24 protein-coding genes are annotated in these 22,531 nt (G+C 68.7%); 9 read left to right on the top strand and 15 right to left on the bottom strand.

The window, feature by feature from the left end:
- Positions 1-38 precede the first annotated feature (38 nt).
- Together mtrA and AC4HOU_RS16895 are read right to left on the bottom strand one after the other, a co-directional pair.
- The gene (gene mtrA / locus AC4HOU_RS16890) at positions 39-716 is read right to left on the bottom strand and encodes an MtrAB system response regulator MtrA (protein WP_014352544.1); all 678 of its coding nucleotides are present in this window, start codon (positions 714-716) and stop codon (positions 39-41) included.
- Between the two features lie 78 nt (positions 717-794).
- Entirely contained in the window at positions 795-1,442 is a 648-nt protein-coding gene (locus AC4HOU_RS16895) for a dTMP kinase (RefSeq protein WP_194989729.1), read from the bottom strand.
- A gap of 198 nt (positions 1,443-1,640) precedes the next feature.
- Here AC4HOU_RS16895 and AC4HOU_RS16900 point away from each other — a divergent pair, with 198 nt between their 5' ends.
- Positions 1,641-1,880, top strand: coding sequence for a hypothetical protein (locus tag AC4HOU_RS16900; protein ID WP_194989730.1), 240 nt, complete (start codon positions 1,641-1,643; stop codon positions 1,878-1,880).
- A 70-nt stretch (positions 1,881-1,950) separates the two neighbouring features.
- Here the strand turns inward: AC4HOU_RS16900 and ahcY are convergent, their stop codons facing one another.
- The 9 genes from ahcY to cofD all read right to left on the bottom strand — a co-directional run bounded on the left by ahcY (position 1,951) and on the right by cofD (position 10,333).
- Positions 1,951-3,435, bottom strand: coding sequence for an adenosylhomocysteinase (gene ahcY, locus AC4HOU_RS16905; RefSeq protein WP_163809441.1), 1,485 nt, complete (start codon positions 3,433-3,435; stop codon positions 1,951-1,953).
- A 90-nt stretch (positions 3,436-3,525) separates the two neighbouring features.
- Positions 3,526-4,686: an alkane 1-monooxygenase gene (locus tag AC4HOU_RS16910; protein WP_175585761.1), complete on the bottom strand. Its 1,161-nt coding sequence runs from the start codon at positions 4,684-4,686 to the stop codon at positions 3,526-3,528.
- Between the two features lie 296 nt (positions 4,687-4,982).
- Positions 4,983-5,603, bottom strand: coding sequence for a TetR/AcrR family transcriptional regulator (locus AC4HOU_RS16915; RefSeq protein WP_194989731.1), 621 nt, complete (start codon positions 5,601-5,603; stop codon positions 4,983-4,985).
- A 41-nt stretch (positions 5,604-5,644) separates the two neighbouring features.
- Positions 5,645-5,827, bottom strand: coding sequence for a rubredoxin (locus tag AC4HOU_RS16920; RefSeq protein WP_104359917.1), 183 nt, complete (start codon positions 5,825-5,827; stop codon positions 5,645-5,647).
- A gap of 24 nt (positions 5,828-5,851) precedes the next feature.
- Entirely contained in the window at positions 5,852-6,034 is a 183-nt protein-coding gene (locus AC4HOU_RS16925) for a rubredoxin (protein WP_490724748.1), read from the bottom strand.
- Entirely contained in the window at positions 6,031-7,275 is a 1,245-nt protein-coding gene (locus AC4HOU_RS16930; protein ID WP_195006759.1) for an alkane 1-monooxygenase, read from the bottom strand. The genes AC4HOU_RS16925 and AC4HOU_RS16930 overlap by 4 nt, the downstream gene beginning before the upstream one ends.
- A gap of 201 nt (positions 7,276-7,476) precedes the next feature.
- Positions 7,477-7,995, bottom strand: a complete 519-nt coding sequence (locus AC4HOU_RS16935; RefSeq protein ID WP_163809433.1) for an NUDIX hydrolase — start codon at positions 7,993-7,995, stop codon at positions 7,477-7,479.
- The gene (locus AC4HOU_RS16940) at positions 7,992-9,338 is read right to left on the bottom strand and encodes a coenzyme F420-0:L-glutamate ligase (RefSeq protein WP_194989733.1); all 1,347 of its coding nucleotides are present in this window, start codon (positions 9,336-9,338) and stop codon (positions 7,992-7,994) included. The genes AC4HOU_RS16935 and AC4HOU_RS16940 overlap by 4 nt, the downstream gene beginning before the upstream one ends.
- Positions 9,335-10,333, bottom strand: coding sequence for a 2-phospho-L-lactate transferase (cofD, locus tag AC4HOU_RS16945; protein WP_175585760.1), 999 nt, complete (start codon positions 10,331-10,333; stop codon positions 9,335-9,337). Before cofD ends, AC4HOU_RS16940 begins: the two co-directional genes overlap by 4 nt.
- 512 nt (positions 10,334-10,845) lie before the next feature.
- On the opposite strand from cofD, the gene AC4HOU_RS16950 reads away from it, so the two are divergent.
- From AC4HOU_RS16950 to AC4HOU_RS16980, 7 genes are all read left to right on the top strand, one after another.
- Positions 10,846-11,079 (top strand): WhiB family transcriptional regulator, encoded by a 234-nt coding sequence (locus AC4HOU_RS16950; protein ID WP_029901515.1) that lies wholly within the window; start codon positions 10,846-10,848, stop codon positions 11,077-11,079.
- Positions 11,080-11,171: 92 nt separating this feature from the next.
- Entirely contained in the window at positions 11,172-11,651 is a 480-nt protein-coding gene (locus AC4HOU_RS16955; RefSeq protein ID WP_165448897.1) for a metallopeptidase family protein, read from the top strand.
- A gap of 140 nt (positions 11,652-11,791) precedes the next feature.
- Entirely contained in the window at positions 11,792-12,172 is a 381-nt protein-coding gene (locus tag AC4HOU_RS16960) for a DUF3499 domain-containing protein (protein ID WP_036539183.1), read from the top strand.
- Positions 12,173-12,240: 68 nt separating this feature from the next.
- Complete coding sequence (locus tag AC4HOU_RS16965) at positions 12,241-13,617, top strand: phosphomannomutase/phosphoglucomutase (RefSeq protein ID WP_195019911.1); 1,377 nt, start codon at positions 12,241-12,243, stop codon at positions 13,615-13,617.
- A gap of 235 nt (positions 13,618-13,852) precedes the next feature.
- The gene (locus tag AC4HOU_RS16970; RefSeq protein ID WP_163809427.1) at positions 13,853-15,076 is read left to right on the top strand and encodes a tobH protein; all 1,224 of its coding nucleotides are present in this window, start codon (positions 13,853-13,855) and stop codon (positions 15,074-15,076) included.
- Complete coding sequence (gene manA, locus AC4HOU_RS16975; protein ID WP_195019912.1) at positions 15,076-16,296, top strand: mannose-6-phosphate isomerase, class I; 1,221 nt, start codon at positions 15,076-15,078, stop codon at positions 16,294-16,296. The genes AC4HOU_RS16970 and manA overlap by 1 nt, the downstream gene beginning before the upstream one ends.
- A gap of 173 nt (positions 16,297-16,469) precedes the next feature.
- A complete protein-coding gene (locus tag AC4HOU_RS16980; protein ID WP_163809423.1) occupies positions 16,470-17,390 on the top strand; it encodes a cation diffusion facilitator family transporter in 921 nt (306 codons plus the stop codon).
- A 62-nt stretch (positions 17,391-17,452) separates the two neighbouring features.
- Here AC4HOU_RS16980 and AC4HOU_RS16985 read toward each other — a convergent pair whose 3' ends face one another.
- Both AC4HOU_RS16985 and AC4HOU_RS16990 read right to left on the bottom strand, forming a co-directional pair.
- Positions 17,453-18,526, bottom strand: a complete 1,074-nt coding sequence (locus tag AC4HOU_RS16985) for an HtaA domain-containing protein (protein WP_195019913.1) — start codon at positions 18,524-18,526, stop codon at positions 17,453-17,455.
- 103 nt (positions 18,527-18,629) lie between these two features.
- A complete protein-coding gene (locus tag AC4HOU_RS16990; protein WP_163809420.1) occupies positions 18,630-20,090 on the bottom strand; it encodes a phytoene desaturase family protein in 1,461 nt (486 codons plus the stop codon).
- 195 nt (positions 20,091-20,285) lie between these two features.
- Between AC4HOU_RS16990 and AC4HOU_RS16995 the strand changes: the two genes are divergently transcribed.
- The gene (locus AC4HOU_RS16995) at positions 20,286-20,498 is read left to right on the top strand and encodes a DUF4287 domain-containing protein (protein WP_194989736.1); all 213 of its coding nucleotides are present in this window, start codon (positions 20,286-20,288) and stop codon (positions 20,496-20,498) included.
- 1 nt (position 20,499) lies between these two features.
- Here AC4HOU_RS16995 and manB read toward each other — a convergent pair whose 3' ends face one another.
- Positions 20,500-21,579 (bottom strand): mannose-1-phosphate guanylyltransferase, encoded by a 1,080-nt coding sequence (gene manB / locus AC4HOU_RS17000; protein ID WP_138449425.1) that lies wholly within the window; start codon positions 21,577-21,579, stop codon positions 20,500-20,502.
- A gap of 43 nt (positions 21,580-21,622) precedes the next feature.
- Positions 21,623-22,522, bottom strand: coding sequence for a glycosyltransferase family 2 protein (locus AC4HOU_RS17005; protein ID WP_138455653.1), 900 nt, complete (start codon positions 22,520-22,522; stop codon positions 21,623-21,625).
- Positions 22,523-22,531 lie beyond the last annotated feature (9 nt).

Here is a 22,531-nt window from a genome sequence, read left to right on the forward strand (position 1 = left end):
CCGCCGCCTCCGAGTCATCGACCCGGACCGACGACCGATCACGGCGGTCCGGCCTTGTACCCAACCCCACGCACGGTCAGCACGATCTCCGGGTTCTCGGGATCCTTCTCGACCTTGGCGCGCAGGCGCTGGACGTGCACGTTCACCAGACGGGTATCGGCGGCGTGCCGGTAGCCCCAGACCTGTTCGAGCAGGACCTCACGGGTGAACACCTGCCGCGGTTTGCGCGCGAGCGCCACCAGCAGGTCGAACTCGAGCGGCGTCAGCGAGATCTGCTGACCTTCGCGGCTCACCTTGTGCGCGGGCACGTCGATGACGATGTCGGCGATGGTGAGCAGTTCGGCGGGCTCTTCCTCGGTGCGGCGCAGCCGCGCGCGCACGCGGGCCACGAGCTCCTTCGGCTTGAAGGGCTTGACGATGTAATCGTCGGCGCCGGACTCCAGGCCGAGCACCACGTCGACCGTGTCGGTCTTGGCGGTGAGCATCACGATCGGGACCCCCGAGTCGGCCCGCAGCACGCGGCAGACGTCGATGCCGTTCATGCCCGGCAGCATCAGGTCCAGCAGCACCAGATCGGGGCGGATTTCCCGGACCGCCGACAGCGCCTGCGTGCCGTCGCCGACCACATGCGGGTCGAACCCTTCCCCGCGCAGGACGATCGTGAGCATCTCTGCGAGTGCCATATCGTCGTCGACGACCAGAATCTTCGGCTTCATATCTCTATGTTGTCATCTCCCACGCCAGTATCGGGCCACCACGCGCATTACTGGTGCATGCGCGCCGCATATCCAACCTTATTCGCCCAGGATTTCCACACAACGGGCGAGTAGGGCGGCGCGATCGTCATCGGATCGGTATGTCCACCACGGGCCGTACCAGTCCCGCTCGGCCAGCTCCCGGTACACCGCACCGGTGCGAGCCTGTAATCCAGCGTCGCGCTCGTAGGCGTCGAGTGCCCGCGTCGCATCGAGTTCGCCGCGCCTGCGGGCACGTTCGGCGGCCACCTCGGTGGGCACATCGAGCAGCACGGTGAGCGCGGGCACCGGCAGCTTCAGCCGGCCGAATTCCAAATCGCCCACCCAGCCGACGATTTCGCCGTCGGCGGACTGTTCGGCCCGGGCGGCGGAATACGCTGCGTTGGAAGCGACATAGCGATCCAGGATCACGATGTCGTTGCTGTCCAACAGGTTCGACAGCTCCATCGCCGCATCGGCGCGGTCGAGCGCGAACAGGACTGCCATGGCATTGATCGAGGCGGCGAGGTCGCCGTGCGATCCGCGCAATGCCTCGGCGGCGAGGTCGGCGTGAATCGAGCGGCCGTAGCCGGGGAAGGCGAGCGTGCCCGCGCGCAGCCCCCGCTCGCGCAGGGCCGCCAGCAGACCCTCGATCAGCGTCCGCTTACCGGCGCCGTCGAGCCCCTCGACCGCGATCAGTTCACCCATGGCCAGCAGGGTACTCGGGGCCGGCTCGGGCCGGAAAATCCTTCGGCGGGAGGCGCACATGGGTGAAGTGCCCGCGATTCTGATCCCAACAGGATTCGGGTCTCGCGATGGACGAGCGTAGCGGGAATGGTCGACATGCCCGGACCGATTCCGCCCCGGAGCATTCGAACGCCCATCGTCACTAGGGAGAACGCACACATGTCGTTGAAGCACGTCCTGCACACCGCAGCCGTTGCCGTCGCGCTCGGGGTCACCGTCACCGGCGGTGCCACCGCCACGGCGGCGCCCCTCGCTCTCGAGCCCGCGGCGCCCGCCGCGGTCGTCCCGATCGATGACAGCGGCACCGGCAGCGCGTCGGGAAGCGCGGACATGGTGGTGGACGTACTGGAGCTGCTGGGCCAGATCGGGCGCGGCTGCACCCCCGGCACGGTGTGCTGATCCGGTCATCGCCACAACGAGAGTGGCCCGTCGACGTCTCCGTCGACGGGCCACTTCCCGTATCGCTGGATCAGTAGCGGTAGTGGTCGGGCTTGTACGGGCCCTCGACATCGACGCCGATGTATTCGGCCTGATCCTTGGTGAGCTTGGTCAGCGTGCCGCCGAGCGCCTCGACGTGGATCCGCGCGACCTTCTCATCGAGGTGCTTGGGCAGCCGGTAGACCTCGTTGTCGTACTCGTCGGGCTTGGTCCACAACTCGATCTGAGCGATCACCTGGTTGGAGAAGCTGTTGCTCATCACGAACGAGGGGTGGCCGGTGGCGTTGCCCAGGTTCAGCAGACGACCCTCCGACAGCACGATGATCGACTTGCCGCTCTCGCCGAAGGTCCACAGATCGACCTGCGGCTTGATGTTCAAACGCGTTGCGCCCGAACGCTCCAGCGCCGCCATATCGATCTCGTTGTCGAAGTGACCGATATTGCCGAGGATGGCCTGATCCTTCATCGCCTTCATGTGATCGAGGGTGATGATGTCCTTGTTGCCGGTGGAGGTGATGACGATATCGGCATCGGCGATGGCCTGCTCCACGGTGACGACGTCGTAGCCGTCCATCAGCGCCTGCAGCGCGTTGATCGGATCGATTTCGGTGACCTGCACCCGGGCGCCCTGTCCGGCAAGCGATTCCGCGCACCCCTTACCCACATCGCCGTAACCGCAGATCAGCACCTTCTTGCCGCCGATGAGCACATCGGTGCCGCGGTTGATGCCGTCGATGAGGGAATGGCGGGTGCCGTACTTGTTGTCGAACTTCGACTTGGTGACCGAGTCGTTGACGTTGATCGCCGGGAACACCAACTCCCCCGCCGCCGCGAACTGGTACAGCCGGAGCACACCGGTGGTGGTCTCCTCGGTGACGCCGCGCACGCTCTCGGCGATCGCGCTCCACTTACCCTTGTCGGTCTCGAAACGCTCCCGCAGCAGGTTCAAGAACACCGTGTACTCGGCGGAGTGCTCCTCGTCGGCCGGTGGGACCACGCCCGCCTTCTCGAACTGCGCGCCACGCAGCACCAGCATGGTGGCGTCGCCGCCGTCGTCGAGGATCATGTTGGCCGGCTCATCCGGCCAGGTGAGCATCTGCTCGGCCGCCCACCAGTACTCCTCCAGCGTCTCGCCCTTCCAGGCGAACACCGGGGTGCCCTTGGGCTCGTCGACGGTGCCGTTCGGGCCGACGACGACCGCGGCCGCGGCATGGTCCTGGGTGGAGAAGATGTTGCACGAGGCCCAGCGCACCTGCGCGCCCAGTGCGGTCAGGGTCTCGATCAGCACCGCGGTCTGCACCGTCATGTGCAGCGAACCCGAGATACGCGCGCCCTTCAGCGGCGCCACGTCGGCGTATTCGCGACGCAAAGCCATCAGGCCGGGCATCTCGTGCTCGGCAAGCCGGATCTCCTTACGACCGAACTCGGCCAAGGACAGATCCGCCACCTTGTAATCGATGCCGTTACGGACATCAGCGGTCAGCGACGTACGTGCGGGAAGTTCTGAGGTCGTCATGCGCCTGGATCAGCCTCTCTCCGGATATCGGTTCCGAAGCAAGGCTAGTCGCTCCCACCGCACCGGTGCTCGGCAACCGAGTCACCGGACTCAGGCCGTGGCCGCCCCGTGCCTGGCCAGCATCCGAACCCGCCTGCGCGGAGCGATATTGGCGCGGGTGATGTCCCCGTCGTAGTGCGCGAGCACGCGCGGATCCATCACCCGCCGCCACAGCGGCGGGATGGCCGCGAGCAGGATCATGGTGGCGTAGCCGGCGGGCAGTTGCGGCGCCTGTTGCGAACTGCGCAGGGTCTGATAGCGGCGGCCGGGGTTGGCGTGGTGGTCGCTGTGCCGCTGGAGGTGGAACAGGAAGATATTGGTGACGAGCCGGTCGCTGTTCCAGCTGTCGCGCGGCGAGCAGCGCCGGTAGCGGCCGCTGGGCCTGCGCTCACGCAGCAGCCCGTAGTGCTCGACGTAGTTGACCGTCTCCAGCAGCATCACGCCGATGACGGCCTGCAGCAGCAGGTAGGGCAGGATTCGCACGCCGAAGGCCACCATCAGGCCGCCGAACAGGACCACCGTCATCGACCAGGCCTGCAGGATGTGGTTGTGCACGCTCCACCAGCCGAGATCGCGGCGGGCCAGCCGGGCGCGCTCGAGCCGGATCGCCGAGCGGAATCCGCCGGACACGCTGCGCGGCAGGAATTCCCACAGCGATTCACCGAGCCTGGCGCTGGCCGGATCCTCCGGCGTGGCCACCCGCATGTGGTGGCCGCGGTTGTGCTCGACGAAGAAATGCCCGTAGCCGGACTGGGCCAGCGCGATCTTGGCCAGCCAGCGTTCCAGGCGTTCGACGCGGTGGCCGAGTTCATGGGCGGCGTTGATCCCGATGCCGGAGACCAGGCCGAGGGTGGAGGCCAGCCCGAGTTTGTCGACGATGCTCAGTTCGTCGCCGGACCACAGGTAGCCGGCCACGACCAGGCCGATCAGCTGGATGGGCAGGAACAGGTAGGTGCACCACCGGTAGTAGCGGTCGTTGGACAGCAGCTCGTAGTCCTCGTCGCGCGGGTTGCTGCCGTCCTCGCCGACGAGTTGATCCAGCACCGGAATCACGATCAGCACGATGATCGGGCCGATCCACCAGAAGATGGTCAACCCGGTATGCAACACCAGTTGAGAAGGCAGCAACGCGCACGCAGGCGCGATGAGACCGAGAGACCACAAGTGGCGTTTGGGATCGGCCGATCCCCTCGGTTTGCCAACCGTTTGCACGCTTGCCCCGCTAAAAATGAACCCTGACACCGACGGAGATCCATAGTCGCAGACGTGTGGTCTGTTACACCTTCCGTTGGCTGGGAAACGTGGTGACCGTTACAGCGCTGATAAGAGCGCGTTGTCTCGTCAAGCATGTGAGCGACATCACGGCATACCTGTGGCACGGGCTTGCTGCTTGCACGCAGCGGGTCGTCGCCGCATTAAAAGGCCACCATGGCGTAACTGGTCGGTTCACGACAGCCACGCCCACCGCGGTGTCGAGCCCCCTCGGCCGCGGCCCGGCAGCACCGCAGCTACTGCACCCCGCGCGCGGCCAGAATCGCCTCGACATACGGACCGAGCAGCGCGCTCAACTCCTCGGGTGCGTCGCGCCCAGGAGCGGGCGGGGTGGGGATGTAGCTCAGTGCGATCCGCACGAGCGCCTGGGCCAGCACATCGGCCTCGGCGGCGGTGGCATCGACCCAGCTGTGCCGGAACGCGACCGACAGCCGCTCGGTGGCGTGCTCGACCAGCGGCTCGGCATCAAGGGTGATCAGCCGCAGCAGATCGAGCTTGACCTCGCCCGCGACCAGCGAACGCACCAGCGGGTCGGCGGCGGCCTCGACGAAGAAGCCGGACAATCCCTGCCGGAACGCCGCGCGCGCGTCGCCGACGTTGTCGTCGATGGCGGCCCCGACGTGGTCGACCAGATCGTCGGCCAATCGCAGCGCATAGGCCTGGGCGAGGCCCGCGCGCGAGCCGAATTCGTTGTACAGCGTCTGCCTGCTGACACCGGCGCGAGTGGCCACATCCCCGAGGGTGATCTTGGACCAGTCGCGCTCGGTGAGCAGTTCGCGCATGGCGTCCAGGACCGAGCTGCGCAGCAGCTCCCGTGCGGCCTCCTGGTAGGGAAGTCTGGACCCGTTGCGCGGCATGCCTGCGACATTGGCACGGGCATCTGTCGCAGTCAAAAATCTCACGAGCGCTCGATCTCGACCATGAAGAAGTCGGCCTTGGCGGCGCCGCAGTCCGGGCAGGTCCAGTCGTCGGGGATGTCGTCCCAGCGGGTGCCGGGCGCGATGCCGTCCTCCGGCCAGCCCTTGGCCTCGTCGTATTCGAACCCGCACTGGATGCACTGGTACAGCTTGTACTCGGTCATGTCGTCCTCTTCTCCCGCGCCGGTCTACCGGCTCGCCTGATCGCTGCCGACCGGCTCGAAATCGATTTTTTCCCGCACCCCGCAGTCCGGACAGCACCAGTCGTCGGGCACCGCGGACCAGGGCGTGCGCGCCGGGAAGCCCTCATGCGGCTCGCCGGTGGCCTCGTCGTAGACGTAGTCGCACACCGGGCACCGATACGCGCTCACGGCGTGGCCTCCTGCCCGGCCGCGCCGTAGCGGGCCAGCACCTTGTCCCGCTTGGCCGGGTGGATATTGGCCCTGGTGATATCGCCGTCGTAGTGCGCGAGGACCCGCTTGTCCATCACCCGGCGCCAGATCGGCGGGAAGTAGGCGAGCAGGATCATGCTCGCGTACCCGCTGGGCAGATTCGGCGCGCCATCCCAGCTGCGCAGCGTCTGATAGCGGCGGGTGGGGTAGGCATGGTGGTCGCTGTGGCGCTGCAGGTGATACAGGAAAATGTTGGTCACCAGGTGGTCGCTGTTCCAGCTGTGCACCGGCGCCGGCCGCTCGTAGCGTCCACTGGCCGTGCGCTGGCGCACCAGCCCGTAGTGCTCCAGGTAGTTGACCGCCTCCAGCAGGCTGAATCCGATCAACGCCTGCAACAGCAGATACGGCAGCACCTCGATACCGAACACCGCGATCAGCACCGCGAACAGCAGCACCGACATCAGCCAGGCACTGAGCACCTCGTTCTGCAAGGTCCACGGCTTCTTGCCGAGCCGCTCCAAGCGGGTCTTCTCCAACCGCCACGACGAGCGCAGACCGCCGGCGACGGTGCGCGGCCAGAAGGCCCAGAACGTCTCGCCTACCCGGGAACTCGCCGGATCCTCCGGGGTCGCGACGCGCACGTGATGGCCGCGGTTGTGCTCGATGTAGAAGTGGCCGTAGCAGGACTGGGCCAACGCGATGCGCGAGAGCCAGCGCTCCAGATCGACCTTCTTGTGGCCGAGTTCGTGGGCGGTGTTGATACCGATACCGCCGATGATGCCGACCGTGATGGCCAGGCCGATCTTGTCCACCACCAGCAGGCCGCCGTCGATGCCGAGCCAGCTCAGGTCGTCGGCGGTGATCAGGTAGCAGGCCATGATCAGCGAGGCGTACTGGAACGGCAGGTACAGGTAGGTCAGGTAGCGGTAGTACTTGTCGTTTTCCAGCCACTCCATCACCTCGTCGGGCGGGTTGGAGCCGTCCGGGCCGAAGAAGATGTCGGCCAGCGGGATGACCAGATACACCAGGATCGGGCCCAGCCAGAACGGCACATGCGCCAGGCGGGTCCAGCCCAGTTCGTTCAGCGCCCAGACGAGCGGAAGCCCGATGGTGAACAGTCCGGTGGGCGCGAACAGACCCCACAGCCACATATACCGCTTCCGGTCCCGCCAGGCCGGCGTCTCGGCCGCCAGACCTGCGGTTTCGGCATCAGTAGACATCGTCGTCTCCTCCATGCGACACACATCACATGTGATGTGCACTACCACGTGAAGTTGACGATAGCCCTTGCTTTGTCCTCGGTCTATACAAACCGATCAATTTGTAAAGCGTCTGTGACCTGGTGACCGGGCCGTGATCTCCTGGACATGACAAGGGCGCCCGCACAGGCTGTGCGGGCGCCCTGTGACGGCCGATGGTGGTCAGCGAATCAGCACATCGGCATCGTCCGGCAACGCGCCGACCGGCCACCACCGCAGATCCGTCGACTCGGCGCTGCGCACCGGCACCGCCCCCGCCGGCGCGGTGATCCGGAACAGCAGATCGAGATGCCGGGTCGGCACCCCGAGTGAGCAGGTGATCGGATGCGCCTGGGCGCCGTAGAGGCCGGGCTCCAAGCGCAGCCCGGCGATGCCCGATTCCTCGGTGGCCTCACGCAGCGCGGCATCGGCCACCGTGCGGTCGTTCTCCTCGCAATGCCCGCCGAGCTGAATCCACCGGCCGACCCGCGGATGCAGCGTCAGCAAGACCTCGTCGCCGTCGGCGGAGAACACCACCGCCGAAGCGGTGATGTGCCCGGCGGCGTGCTCACGCAGACATCCGCGCGGTGCGGAGCCGAGAAACGCGAGCATCGCCTCGCGCAGCGAAGCGTCCGGCCCCACGGCGGGCGACCACGCCTCGAGCAGCTCGGTCGCCGAGGCGTGCAGCGACTCCGCGCTCACAGCTCGACCAGCGCGTCACCGGGCGCGCGCGGCGGGCGCGGGGTGAGCTCGTCGAGCGGATGGCCGATCGCGATGGCGCCCAGCGGGTTCCAGTCGCCGGCCAGGCCGAGCACCTCGCGCGTGGTCTCCGGCGCGAAGATGGTCGAACCGATCCAGCAGCTGCCGAGCCCCTCGGTCGCCAGCGCCACCAGCAGCCCCTGCACCGCCGCGCCCACCGCGACGGTGAACATCGTCTGCTCGGCGGCCCGGCGCCGGTCGTCCGGATAGTCGTGCGCGCCGTCGGGCACGCAGCACGGGATGATCACCTCGGGCGCGTCGAAAAGGATGCGGCCACGCGCGATCCGGCGTTCCACCCGATCGGCGGGCAGGCCGTCGGCGGTGAGATCGGCGCGCCACTTGTCGGCCATCGCCGTCAGCAGACGCTCCCGTAGCGCGCGATCGCGCAGCCAGACGAAGCGCACCGGGCGGGTGTGATGCGGGGCGGGGGCGGTCAACGCCACCGACACCGCCGCGCGCACCCGTTCCGGATCGACCGGATCGGCCGCGAACTCGCGCACCGACCGCCGCAGCAGCACCGCCTGCGAGCGGCCGAGTTCGATCGCCTCGGCGGTGCCGAGCCAGAACAGGTCGTCGGTGCCGCGGCGCACGAGATCGGCTGCGCTGGACGCATCGTCGGTGAGGGGCAGACCGCGCACCACCGCCACCGGGACACCGCCGAGCTTGCCCTTCACCAGATCGGCGGCCGCGGCCAGCTCATCGGCGATGGCCACCTGGGTGACGTGCAGTTCGTTGCCCTGCCCGTCGACGGCGCCCGCGTAATCGTGCAGCACGCGCAGCCCGGACGCCCCGATCGCCGCGTCGATCTGGCCGTTGCGCCAGGCCCGGCCCATGGTGTCGGTGACCACGACCGCGACCTCCACCCCGAGCCGCTCGGCCAGCGCCGAGCGCAACGCCTTCGCGCTGGCATCGGGATCGACTGGCAGCAGCACCAATTCGCCCCGCTCCACATTCGATCCGTCGACGCCGGAGGCGGCCTGCACGATGCCGAGCCGGTTCTCGGTGATGAGGGTGCGCCCCTTGCGGGCCAGCACCCGCACGGCCTCCTGATCGACCAGCGCCCGGCGCGCGGTGTCGCGTTCCTCCGGGTCCAGCGGTGCGGCGACGATGCGGCCCTCGACCTTGGCGACGATCTTGCTGGTGACCACGAGCACGTCGCCGTCGGCCAGCCAGGGTGCGCGCGCGGCGATGTGTTCGGCGAGATCGTCGCCCGGGCGGAATTCCGGCAGCCCGGTGATCGGCAGCAGCCGCAGCTCGCCCGCGCCGTGGTCGGCGGGCCCGGTCACGGCTTGACCCCCGCGAGATCCAGTGCGGCACGCACCATTTCGGCGGTCGTCGGCGGGTCGGTCATCAGCAGGGGCACACTGCGGACCTCGACGCCCGGCACCTCGGCGGTGTCGGTGGTGTGCACCAGCCAGCCGTCCAGGATGCCGGTCGCCGAGCGCGCGCCGTAATGCCGGCCGACCGCCTCGGCCGAGGTTTCCACCCCGATCACCGACAGGCACTCATCGGCCATGCCGCGCAACGGTTTTCCGTCGATCACCGGCGAGATGCCGATGACCTTCGCGTCGGTGGTGCGCAGTGCGCCGCGGATGCCGGGCACCGCGAGAATGGCTCCGATACTCACCACCGGGTTCGAGGGTGCGAGCAAGACCACATCGGCAGATCCTATGACATCGATCACATTTGGCGCCGGTTTGGCTTGATCCGCGCCGATTGTGGCGAATCCATGAGTTTCGATACCCGCGCGGTATCGAACCCACCACTCTTGAAAATGGATCGCGCGGCGTTCGCCAGGGTTGTCCGGGTCACTGACAACGACGTGGGTTTCACATCGATCATCGGTTGCCGGGATCAGTTTCACACCGGGTTGCCATCGATTGCACAGCGCTTCGGTCACCGCAGATAGCGGGTAACCGGCGTTCAGCATTTCCGTGCGAACCAAGTGGGTGGCGATATCGCGGTCACCCAGACCGAACCAGTCCGGCTGCGCGTGGTATTTCGCCAGCTCTTCCTTGGCGTGCCAGGTTTCGCCCACCCGGCCCCAGCCGCGTTCGGTATCGATGCCGCCACCGAGGGTATACATGCAGGTATCGAGGTCGGGACAAATTCGGAGCCCGTGCATCCACACGTCGTCGCCGACATTGACGATCGCCGAAACGTCGGCTTCGGGGAGAAGTTCCCGAACACCCTGAAGGAACCGCGCACCACCCACTCCGCCGACCAGGACGGCGATGCGGGGCCCATTGACGGGTGCGATGTCCGCTTGTTCTGAAGTCACATCCACATAGCCTAAGCGCCCCTCGATCGGCCGCGCTCGGACCTATATTTGCTGGTCATTTGCTATGTGATGGTTCAAGATCGTCTTCGAAAGCGCTGCCGGATAGTAACGGAATAGCGACAGCGGCTTGACCATCGCTGCGTCCGGCGTGTCTAATCACAGTCATGTCATTCCGGGATCGCGCGAGAGTTCAAGGCGCGAACGGTTTTTCGAACGAATGTTCGAACGGGACGGCATGCTCGGGGATGTCCGCGAGACAACGTCGCGGAGTAGTGCCGTCGGTAGGCGTGTTGGTCCGGCGGAAAGAAGCATTCTGCGCTAACACACAGTGAGGAGGCGGAGCGATGGCCAATGAGCTGGCCCCTTCGGGCATGCCGGGCGGCGTATCGCAAACCGATTCCACGGCAGGCGCAGCACGTAGCGTCTGCGCAGAGGCCGGGTGGAAGGACCACGAGGGGGGTGAGCGAGACTCGGCGCCCCGACTCAGCTTGGTCGTGCCGGGTTTCGACGAGATGTTCGAGTCGATCGAAGAACAGTGGCAGGAACGTGCCCTGTGCGCGCAGACCGATCCGGAGGCGTTCTTCCCCGAGAAGGGCGGCTCGACCCGCGAGGCGAAACGGATCTGCATGGGCTGCGAGGTACGGGACGAGTGCCTGGAATACGCACTCGCACACGATGAACGGTTCGGCATCTGGGGCGGGTTGTCCGAACGCGAGCGCCGCAGGCTCAAGCGCGGCATCGGCTGAGCAAGGACCGGACAGGTCCCGGCCGGCCCGCCTCGGCGCCTGCGGCCGGGGCGGGCCGAGGTGGGCAACCGCACCTGACTAACGTTTGCGGTATGGCACGTTCGCGCAATCGTCGTCCCCCGACAGCCCGGTCGGTGACCCGCCGCGGCCGCGGGGTACGCGGGCCGATGCTGCCGCCGACGGTCCCCGCCTGGCGCACCCGCGGGCAGAAGTTCGACCGCCTGGTGCTCGAGGCGTTCGCTCCGCTGGATTCGCGGTGGCACGACCGGCTCACGAAACTCGATATCGCCGTCGATGACGTGCCGAAAATCCGTCCGCTGCACCCTGATTCGGTCACCTGGCCGGACGAGGTCGTGGCCGACGGTCCGGTACCGCTGTCGCGGCTCATCCCGGCCGGCGTCGACCGGCACGGCACTCCGATCCGCGCTCGCGTGGTGCTGTTCCGCAAACCGCTCGAACTGCGGGCAGGCGATCCGGACGATCTCGTGGATCTGCTGCGCGAGGTTCTGGTCCAGCAGATCGCCACCTATCTCGGCGTCGATCCGGACGTCATCGACCCCGAACCGAACTGATCCCGGCCGGGGGCATCGGCCCGGAAATCCCCCGCTGACCCCGGCCGAGTGATGCACGACGCGCCGATAGGACGGGATTCACTGAGCGTGTCTGCCCACTCCCGGCCGTCAAGGGGGTTACTCTCACTGGCGTGATTCCCATGCGTCGTTGCTGCCGACCAGGTTGCAAGAATCCGGCCGTCGCGACGCTCACCTATGTCTACTCGGACTCCACCGCGGTGGTCGGTCCGCTCGCGACGGTAGCCGAACCCCACTCCTGGGACCTCTGCGAGACCCACGCCTCGCGCATCACCGCACCCAAGGGCTGGGACATGGTCCGGCACGAAGGCGGATTCTCCTCCAGCACACCCGACGACGACGATCTGACGGCACTGGCCGAGGCGGTCCGCGAAGCCGGACTACGCCGTCGCCCGCCCGAACCCGACCAGCGCGGCTACCGCGATTACACGCCTCCACCGCCGCGCACCACCCGCACGGGGCGCCGTGGACATCTGCGTGTGCTGCCCGATCCGCCCAGCTGAGGCCGCGCCCGCGGGCAATCGCCGGGACCATGTGAGCGCCACACCGACCGGGCACTAGGGTGTTCGCTATGACAGTCGCCCGCTCTGCCGATTTCGTGAACGCGGTGATCAAGGCCTACGACGTACGCGGTGTGGTCGGTGACCAGATCGACGCCGAATTCGTCTCCGACGTAGGCGCTTCGTTCGCGCGGCTGATGCGCGCCGAGAACGCGCGGCGCATCGTCATCGGACACGATATGCGCGACTCCTCCCCCGAACTGGCGGCCGCCTTCGCCGCGGGCGTGCTCGGGCAGGGCCTCGATGTGGTGCACATCGGCCTGGCCTCCACCGATCAGCTCTACTTCGCCTCCGGCAAGCTGGATTGCCCCGGCGCGATGTTCACCGCCAGCCACAACCCCGCCCAGTACAACGGCATCAAGCTGTGCCGCGCGAAGGCGCTGCCGGTCGGTCAGGACACCGGCCTGGCCACCATCGCCGCCGAGGTGACCGCGGGCGTGCCCGGCTACGACGGCCCGCGCGGCACCGCCACCGAGACCGACCTGCTCGACGACTACGCGGGCTTCCTGCGTGAACTGGTCGACCTGTCCGGCATCCGCTCGTTGACGATCGCCGTGGACGCGGGCAACGGGATGGGTGGCCACACCGTCCCCGCGGTGCTCGGCGCCCTGCCGCAGGTGAAGATCGTGCCGCTGTACTTCGAACTCGACGGCAGCTTCCCCAACCACGAGGCCAACCCGCTCGACCCGAAGAACCTGATCGACCTCCAGCAGCTGGTCCGCACCAGCGGCGCCGATATCGGCCTGGCCTTCGACGGCGACGCCGACCGCTGTTTCGTCGTCGACGAGAACGGTGATCCGGTCTCGCCGTCGGCGATCACCGCGCTGGTCGCCGAACGCGAACTCGGCAAGGAGCCGGGCGCGGTGATCATCCACAACCTGATCACCTCGCGCGCGGTGCCCGAACTCGTCACCGAACTGGGCGGCACCCCGGTGCGTACCCGGGTGGGCCATTCCTTCATCAAGCAGCAGATGGCGGCCACCGGCGCGGTGTTCGGCGGCGAGCACTCCGCGCACTACTACTTCCGGGATTTCTGGGGCGCCGACTCCGGCATGCTGGCCGCGCTGCACGTGCTGGCCGCGCTCGGCGAGAAGGACCGCCCGGTTTCGGAGCTGATGGCCTCCTACAACAGCTACGCGGCCTCCGGCGAGATCAACTCCACCGTCGACGACGCCGCCGAACGCACCGGCGCGGTGCTGGACGCCTTCGCCGACCGGGTGGTGTCGGTGGACCGCCTCGACGGCGTCACCGTGTACCTACCCGACCACGCGTGGTTCAACCTGCGCGCCTCCAATACCGAACCGCTGCTACGTCTGAACGTCGAAGCCAGATCGCCGGAGGAAGTAGACGCACTCGTGACTGAGATCCTGAGCATCGTCCGGTCCTGACTGGGATAGTGGAATTACTGAGGAAAGGAATCACACGCTCGGGATTCGAGCACCGGGACAGAGCGATCTTCCCAACCCTGGATCCCGGGCATAGTCGGTTCCCGACTGGAATAGTGGAAGCACAGACCTTGGATTCGCCCGGCCCCATCCGGAGTGGCACGGTCCCGGTGGACAGCACATCGAAGGGTGCGGGCCGACGGCGAACACAGCGCGATGAGGGGAGGTGGGACGCCCGATGATCGCTGGAACACCGGTGCTCGACCTCGACGACGCGGAGTCGCTCGAGGCTGCCGACAGCGGCGGCGCCCTGCGCTCGGCCGCATCCGGTGGCGCCCAGATCCGCGCTACCGCGGCCGCCGTCGACGAGGGCATCCTGGAGCGGCTGGACGGTCTGCGCCCACGCAGCCTTGTCTTCGTCTGTGGACCCGGCCGGGCCACCCGCGCGGCGCGGCTGCTGATCACCGCGCTCGGGGATCGAGCAGGCCTGCCGATCGTGCCCGTGGTCGCGGTGCCGCCGTGGGTCGGTCCGCTCGACGTCGTGGTGGTCGCCGGCGACGACGCGGGCGATCCGCGGCTCGTCGACGCCGTCGACCGGGCACAGCGGCGCGGCGCGGAAGTCATCGTCGCCGCACCGCACGAGGGCCCGCTGCGGGCGGTCGCGGCGGGCCGCTCGGCCCTGCTCTCGCCGCGGCTGCCGGTCCTGGATCACAACCGGCTGCTGCGTTATCTGGCGATCGGTATCGCCGTCCTGCGGGCGATCGACCCCGCCCGCAGTGCGCCGTCGCTGCCCGCGCTGGGCGATCTGGCCGATCTGGTGGACGCCGAAGCGCTGCGCGACGGTCCCCAGCACGAGGCCTTCCGCAATCCGGCCAAGACCCTGGCCACCCGGATGCAGCAGCGTGCGCTGGTGCTCGCGGGCGATTCTCCCGCCGCCACCGAACTCGCGGGCCACGCCGCCGAGGTGCTGTTGCAGTCGGCGGGGCGCATCGCCACCGCGGTCGACCTCGCGGGCGCCGTCGCCGCGCATCCGCGCATGATCGCAGCGACGGGCGAAACCGCCCCCGACTACGACCCGCTGTTCCACGACGAGCAGCTCGACGGTCCGGCTCCGGTCGAGCGGATGCGGGTGCTGGTGCTCAGCACCGACCCCGACGAGGTGGCCGCGCGCCGCAAACTCGCCATCTTCTCCGGCGCCGGATCCGGCCTGGTGGACGCCGACCTGGTCGCCGCCGACCTCGAGCTGCTGCGCAGCGACCTCACCGATCCCTCGGCCCCGAAGCCGGAGGAAACCGAGGGCGAGACACGCGCGCGCGGCGGCGATCTGGAACGCCTCGCCGTCCTCGCTCTTCGACTCGAGATGACCGCCGCCTACCTGCGCCTGATCGGTGCCCGCGAGGTCACCACCGGTGCGGCCCCCGAACAGTTCGGCTCGGACCAGTTCGACGGGGGACGCTACTAGTGCACGAACTCGTCGGTGCGCTGCGCTCTTACGCATGGGGCTCGCGCACCTCGCTCGCCAAGCTGTGCGGCCGTCCGGTCCCCTCGGCCCATCCGGAAGCCGAATTGTGGTTCGGCGCCCATCCCGCCGATCCGGCTCAGGTGCGGATCGGCAACGGCTCGACGACGTCGCTGCTGGAACTGGTCTCGGCCGATCCGGATCGGGAACTCGGCCCGGCGGCACCGGAATTCGGTGGTCGGCTACCGTTCCTGCTCAAGATCCTCGCCGCCGAGGAGCCGTTGTCGCTGCAGGCCCATCCCAGTTCCGCGCAGGCCGCCGCCGGATTCCACCGGGAGAACCAGGCCGGGGTGCCGCTGGATTCGCCGATGCGCAATTACCGCGACGAGAACCACAAGCCGGAACTGGTGGTGGCGCTGGACCGATTCGAAGCGCTGGCCGGATTCCGGGAACCGAAACGTACGGTGGAATTGCTGCGTGCCCTCGATGTCGCGGCCCTGGGGTCGTACGCGGATCTGCTCGCCGCCCAACCGGATTCGGCCGGACTGCGCACCCTGTTCACCACCTGGATCACGCTGCCGCAGAACGTCCTCGCCACGCTGCTGCCGCAGGTACTCGACGGCTGCGTGCGCTATCTGTCCAGCCGCAAACGCAAATTCGCCGCCGAGGCCAGGACCGCACTGGAACTGGCCGAAAACTACCCGGGCGATGCCGGGGTGCTGGCCGCGCTGCTGCTCAACCGGTTGACCCTGGAGCCCGGTCAGGCCCTGTTCCTCGACGCCGGCAACCTGCACGCCTACCTGCGCGGGCTCGGCGTCGAGATCATGGCCAACTCCGACAACGTGCTGCGCGGCGGCCTCACCCCCAAGCACGTCGATGTCCCGGAGTTGCTGGCGGTCTTGGACTTCGAGCCGATCGACCTGCCGATCGTGCTGCCCGAACCGGCGGGCGACGGATCGGTGCGCTACCGCACGCCCGCGCCGGAATTCGCGCTGCGGCGTTTCGATCTGACCGCAGGTGCAGCGCTGGTGCCGCTCACCGAGGCCGGCCCCGGCATCGTGCTGTGCACCGAGGGTTCGGTGCGACTGTTGCAGGGCGGATCCGAACTGGTGCTCGAACGCGGTGCCGCGGCCTGGATCTCGGCCGCCGACAGCGACGTCCGCGCGCAAGCCGTGGACGGCCCGGCCCAGGTGTTCTGCGCCTGCGTCGGCGGGGCGTCCTGACCGGCTGCGTATCGAAACGCCGGCGCCGGGGGCCGCTATCCGGATCCGGGACAGCGCGCAGCGCGCGACTCGCATAGTCTGTTTCGCGGCCCGGTCCGGTCCGGCAAGGACCGATCGGACTCCGACTGCGCACCACGGCGACGGTGCGGCACATCGAACAGGAGGGCGGCCGGATGTCGGCTAGTGGTGGGAAGAAGGCGATTGTCGCCGCGTTGCTGGCGAACGCGGGTATCGCTGTGGCCAAGTTCGTCGGTGCGGCGATCACCGGATCGGCGTCCATGCTCGCCGAGGGCGTGCACTCGGTTGCCGATACTTCCAACCAGGGCCTGCTGCTGCTCGGTCAGCGTCGCGCCGAGAAAGAGGCCGACGAGCTGCATCAGTTCGGCTACGGCCGCAACCGCTACTTCTATTCGTTCGTCGTCGCGCTGGTGCTGTTCACCCTTGGCTCGGTGTATGCGATCTACGAGGGGATCCACAAGATCCAGCATCCGGAGGAGCTGAGTTCGCCGCTGGTCGCGGTCGTCATCCTGGTGATCGCGATCGGCCTGGAGACCTACAGTTTCACCACCGCCGTGCGCGAATCGCGCCCGCTCAAGGGCCGGGCGAGCTGGTGGCGGTTCATCCGCAATTCGCGCAGCCCGGAGCTGCCGGTGGTGCTGCTGGAGGACACCGGCGCGCTGATCGGCCTGATCTTCGCCCTCGCCGGTGTCGGCCTGACCATGATCACCGACAACGCGATCTTCGACGGCATCGGCACCCTGGCCATCGGTGGCCTGCTCGGGGTGATCGCGATCGTGCTGATCATCGAGATGCAGAGCCTGCTCATCGGTGAGGGCGCCACGCCCGAGGAAGACCGGGCCATCCGCGCCAACCTCGTCGACGGGGAGCGCATCGACCGCATCATCCACTGCAAGACCCAGTACATGGGCCCGGAGGAGCTGCTGGTGGCCGCGAAGGTCGCCATCACGCCCGGTCTGGACATCGCCGCCATCGCGTCCGCGATCGACGACGCGGAGGCGCGTGTGCGGGCCGCCGTGCCTGCCGCGCGGGTGATCTATCTGGAGCCCGACCTGTACCGGACGCAGCCGGCCTGACCATCCCCGGACCCGAGCGCCCCCGCCCCGCACCCGCGGTGCGGGGGCGCTGTCGGTCGCGCTCAGCCGATGTGGAAGCTGACCGGCGCGGCCTGGGTGTTCGCATACGGCAGTAGCGAGGCGGGCCGCAGCGTCGGCTCGAAACGAGCGGGCACCGCGGTCCACTGCGTGGCGCCCGGTGCCGGGCCGGTCTCCAGGCGGGCCAGCCGGGTGCGGGCCAGTGAATCCGCGCCGACGGTGTCGGAGGTCGAGGTCTCGGCGGTGAGCCAGGTGCCCTCGGGGGTGAATTCGATCCACGGGTTCGCGATGGCGATCTCGCCGAGGTGGAAGCGGGTCGCGGCGACGACGGTGCCGCGGTAGCGCAGCGTGCCGTAACCGGCCGCGTCGAGCTCGGCGGAGTCGAAGGTGAATCCGATGCTGCCGTCGTCGTGGACGCCGGCGCCGCCGGACCCGGCCAGGGCGCCCTGGAGGGTGTCGGTGACGGTGGATTCGAAATTCGGGGCGAGCGCCCAGCGCAGGTCCTGCGGGGGCGGTGCGGGCGCGTTCGGGCCGGGCGCCGGATCGAACACCACCGGTGCGGCCAGCTCCTGGGCCGGGTTGATCGCCTCGGCCGCGCCGTAGGTGTAGACGCCGAAGCGCGCACCGGTCGGGATCTGTTCGGGCAGCCGCACCTGCAGGGCGGCGGTGAACTCGCCATCCGGTTCGAGTTCGACCCACTGGTGGCGGATGGTGCGCTGGAAATCGAACGGTGCGCTCGGCACCCGATCCAGCGCGGATCTCGACAGCACCCACTGCACGGCCGACCGTTGCGCGGCGCGGGCGCTGGTCGGGGCGCCTTCGGACGGCCGCCACTGCGGGGCGAACGCGCCGAAGGTGACGAAGGTGCCATGCGGTACACCGGGCGGGACCGGTACCGGAAGACCGGAGGTGTTGGCCTCGGGGTCGAAGCCGCGGCCCTTGACGACGATGGTGTCGCCGACGTGGACAGGGGTATCGGCCAGCGGAGTCCGGCCGTCGGCGGTGAACAATTCGATCGCGGGCGCGGGCTGGGCGGTGGCGGTGGGTGCGACGCCGACGACAGCCCCGGTGCCCGTGACCGCGGCGACGGCGACGACTGCCAGCAGTGTTGTTCTCACACCTGCGAATCTATGACGTGCGGGATCGGTCGTCGTAGGGGCGTTCGGCCCTACACGACGTGACCTCCGCCATGATCACGGCCGTTCTCGTCGGATACCGATGTCAGGCCCTGCCTGCCCGCAGCAGGTCCAGCGGATCACTGCGCACACCGAAGCGCGAACGCAACACGTGCTGGGCGGCGTGCAGGCCGGACATGCCGTGCACACCCGGCCCGGGCGGGGTCGATGACGAGCACAGGTACACGCCGGGCAGCGGGGTGGCGTACGGGTTCCAGCGCGCCAGTGGGCGGAAGGCCGTCTGGCGCAGGTTCATCGCGCCGGCGGAGATGTCGCCGCCGACGTAGTTGGCGTTGTGGGCGGGCATCTGCGCGGCGGTGCGCACATTGGTTGCGAGGATCAGATCGCGGAAGCCGGGAGCGAACCGTTCGATCTGCGCGATCACGGCGTCGCTGATGTCGCGGTCGGAGCCGTTCGGAACATGCGCGTAGGTGTAGAAGGTGTGTTTGCCCTCGGGCGCCCGGCCGGGATCGACCACACCGGGCTGGATGGACAGCACGTAGGGCCGCTCGGCGTGCCGTCCGGCGGCGACGGCCCGTTCGGCCGCCATGGCCTCGTCTCGGGTGCCGATCAGATGCAGCGTTCCCGCCGACGCGCAGCCCTCGGCCTGCCAGGGCACCGGCCCCGACAGCGCGAAATCGATCTTGCATGCCGCGCCGCCGTAGCGGAATCGGCCGAGTTTGCGACGGTAGCGGTCCGGCAGCCGCTCGCCGCCCAAGCGCAGCAGTTCGGTGGGCGCGGTATCGAGGACGATCGCGCGGGCGCTGTCGAACTCCGCCAGCGAATCGACGCGATGTCCGGTGATCACCCGTCCCCCCAGCCGCTCGAGCTCGCTGATCAGCGCGTCGACGATGGCCTGACTGCCGCCGCGCGGGATCACCCAGCCGCCGGCGTGGGCCAGCGTGCCGAGCAGCAGCCCCGCCCCGACGGCGGGCAGCGCGCGCGGTTCGGTAATGGCATGGGTGGCCACTCCCGACAGCAACGCCGGGGCCTCCTGCTCGCGGAACCGGACATTCCACAGCGGCGAGCCCTGTTCGAGCATGCGCAGCCCGAACCGCACGGCGGTCGGCGACAGCGCGGGCACATGCCGCATATCCGACATGGCCAGATCCACCACCCGCGGCCAGTCCCGCACCAGCGGCTCGAACAGCGAACGCCAGGCCCGGCCGTCCGCGCCCAGCCCGTCGGCGGTGCGCTCGAGATCGCGCCAGGCGACGCCTGCCCGGCCGCCGTCGAGGGGATGGGCATAGGACGCCTCCGGCGTCAGCAGCTCCACACCGTGCTCGGCGAGATCGAAAGCCCGGAAGAACGGTGAGGCCAGGGCCATCGGATGCGCGCCGGCGCAGGTGTCGTGGTGGAAGCCGGGCAGCGTCACCTCGGCGGTCCGGCAACCCCCGCCCGCGGTGTCCTGCGCCTCGTACACCTCGACCGACAGCCCGGCCCGCGCCAGCACCACCGCCGCCGCCAGCCCGTTCGGTCCCGACCCCACCACCACGACATCAGCCATGCCCCGATTGTGCCGTGGATCGCCGGACGCGCGCCGGTTCCCATCCCGATACGAGCACGGACCACAGACAGCGGGCCGGCGTTTTTCGATCCGGGCGCGGTGTGACCGGCAACACGTTGGGGCTGCGATGATTTCCGCGCAGCCGGATCCGTCTGTACGGGTAGCACCACACAGCGCGAACGATCAGGAGATCCGATGACCAAGCCGCACGGCCCCGCGTCCTACTTCCCCTCCATCGAGGCCACCTACGGCCGCGGCATCGACGAGTGGAAGACCGCGATGGCCGAATCGGGCCGTGCCTCGCACAAGGAACTGGTCGACTGGCTGAAGACCGAGCACGGCTTCGGGCACGGCCACGCCAACGCCATCACCCAGCATTTCCTGCACCCGGAGAAGTGGGCGTCCTGAGTCAGACGTCGGTGGAGAAGCGGATACCGCCGTCGGGGATCTCGACCCCGGGCCAGACCCGCGCGCCGCGCAACAGCTCACAGCGGGCGCCGACACTGGCGCCGTCACCGATGACGGCGTCACGGACCAGCGCCCGCGGGCCGATCCGGGCGCCGAAGCCGATGATCGAACGCTCCACCGTCGCCCCGGCCTCCACCCGGGCACCGTCGAACAGCACCGCACCGTCGAGGCGGGCGCCGGCACCGACCTCGGCGCCGCGGCCCACCACGGTGCCACCGATCAGCAGCGCACCCGGCGCCACCCCGGCACCCTGGTGCACCAGCGACTCACCACGCTGACCGGGCAGCGCGGGCGAGGGCGCGATTCCGCGCACCAGATCCGCCGAACCGCGCACGAAATCTTCCGGGGTGCCCATGTCCCGCCAGTACGAGGTGTCGACGTGGCCCTGCACCCTGGCACCCTCGGTGAGCAGCGCAGGGAACACCTCGCGCTCCACCGACACCGGACGCCCGGACGGGATCTTCTCGATGTACTCGCGCCGGAACACGTAGCAACCGGCATTGATCTGATCGGTCGGCGGGTCCTGGGTCTTCTCCAGGAACGCGGTGACCCGGCCGTTCTCGTCGGTCGGCACGCAGCCGAAGGCCCGCGGATCACTCACCCGCACCAGATGCAGCGTGACGTCGGCCTTGGTGGATTCATGGGTGTCGAGGATGGCGCCGAGATCGGTGCCGCCGAGCACGTCACCGTTGAACACCATGACGTTGTCCGCGCGCAGTTTGGGCAGCACGTTGCGGATGCCGCCGCCGGTGCCCAGCGGTTCGGTCTCGGTGACGTACTCGATCTCGAGGCCGAGGTCGGCGCCGTCACCGAAGTGTTCCTCGAACACCTCGGCCTTGAACGAGGTGCCGAGCACGACGTGGGTGATGCCCGCTTCGGCGATCCGGGCCAGCAGGTGGGTCAGGAACGGCAGACCGGCGGTGGGCAGCATCGGCTTGGGCGCCGACAGGGTCAGCGGACGCAGCCGCGTCCCCTGACCGCCGACCAGAATCACGGCGTCGGTGCCTGAATGTCCTGACATCGAGGGTCCTCTGTTCACAGTGGATCGTCCGCGAGCGGTGCACTCACGAAGCTTCGTCACGCGCCTTCGCGCGCAGCGCAGATCGAACCGCAATCCGGGAGCGAACCGCAAGTCCGACCCGCAGCGCCAGCCGCAACGGGGCCTGCCACCAGTGCGGATGCCGGTCCGCCTGGAAGCGGTAGGCACTGGCGTGGTGGGCGGGCAGCATCAGCTCGGGATGCCTGCCCGCGGCGTGGCCCTTGGCATGGGTGACCTCGGCGCTCGGCACGAAGACGTTGTGCCAGCCCGCGCGGCCCATCCGGTCGCCGAAGTCGACGTCTTCCATGTACATGAAGTAGCGCGAGTCGAAGCCGTCGATGGCGTCGAACGCCGCCCGGCGCACCAACAGGCACGACCCCGACAGCCACCCCACCGTGCGTTCGGAGATCTGCTCGTTCTCCTGGCGGTAGCGCACGGTCCAAGGGTTCGACTTCCAGATGGAGCCGAGGATGGCGTGACCGGCACCGTCGAGCAGGCCGGGTACCGAACGCGCCGACGGGTAGATGCTGCCGTCCGGTTCGCGCACCATCGGACCGAGCGCACCGGCGCGGGGCCAGCGCTGCGCCGCGGCCAGCAGCTCGTCGATGGCGTCGTTGCCCCAGCGGATGTCCGGGTTGGAGATGACGATGAATTCGATCGACGGGTCCAGTTCGGCCACGGCCCGGTTGATGGCGCCACCGTAGCCGATATTGCCTCCGGTGCGTAGCAGCCGCACATGCGAGTTGGCCTCGGCCACCATTTCCGGCACACCGTCGACCGACCCGTTGTCGGCCAGGATCACCTGCGGCTTCTCCGCGGTGGCGGTGGCCAGCGTGCTGATGAAGTGCTCGAGGTGCTCGCCGGGCGAGTAGGTGACCGTGACGACGGCCAGGCTCGGCTGACCCGTGGAATCGGAGGGGCTCACAGCGGTCCA

This window comes from Nocardia sp. JCM 38205 (genome assembly GCF_058222935.1).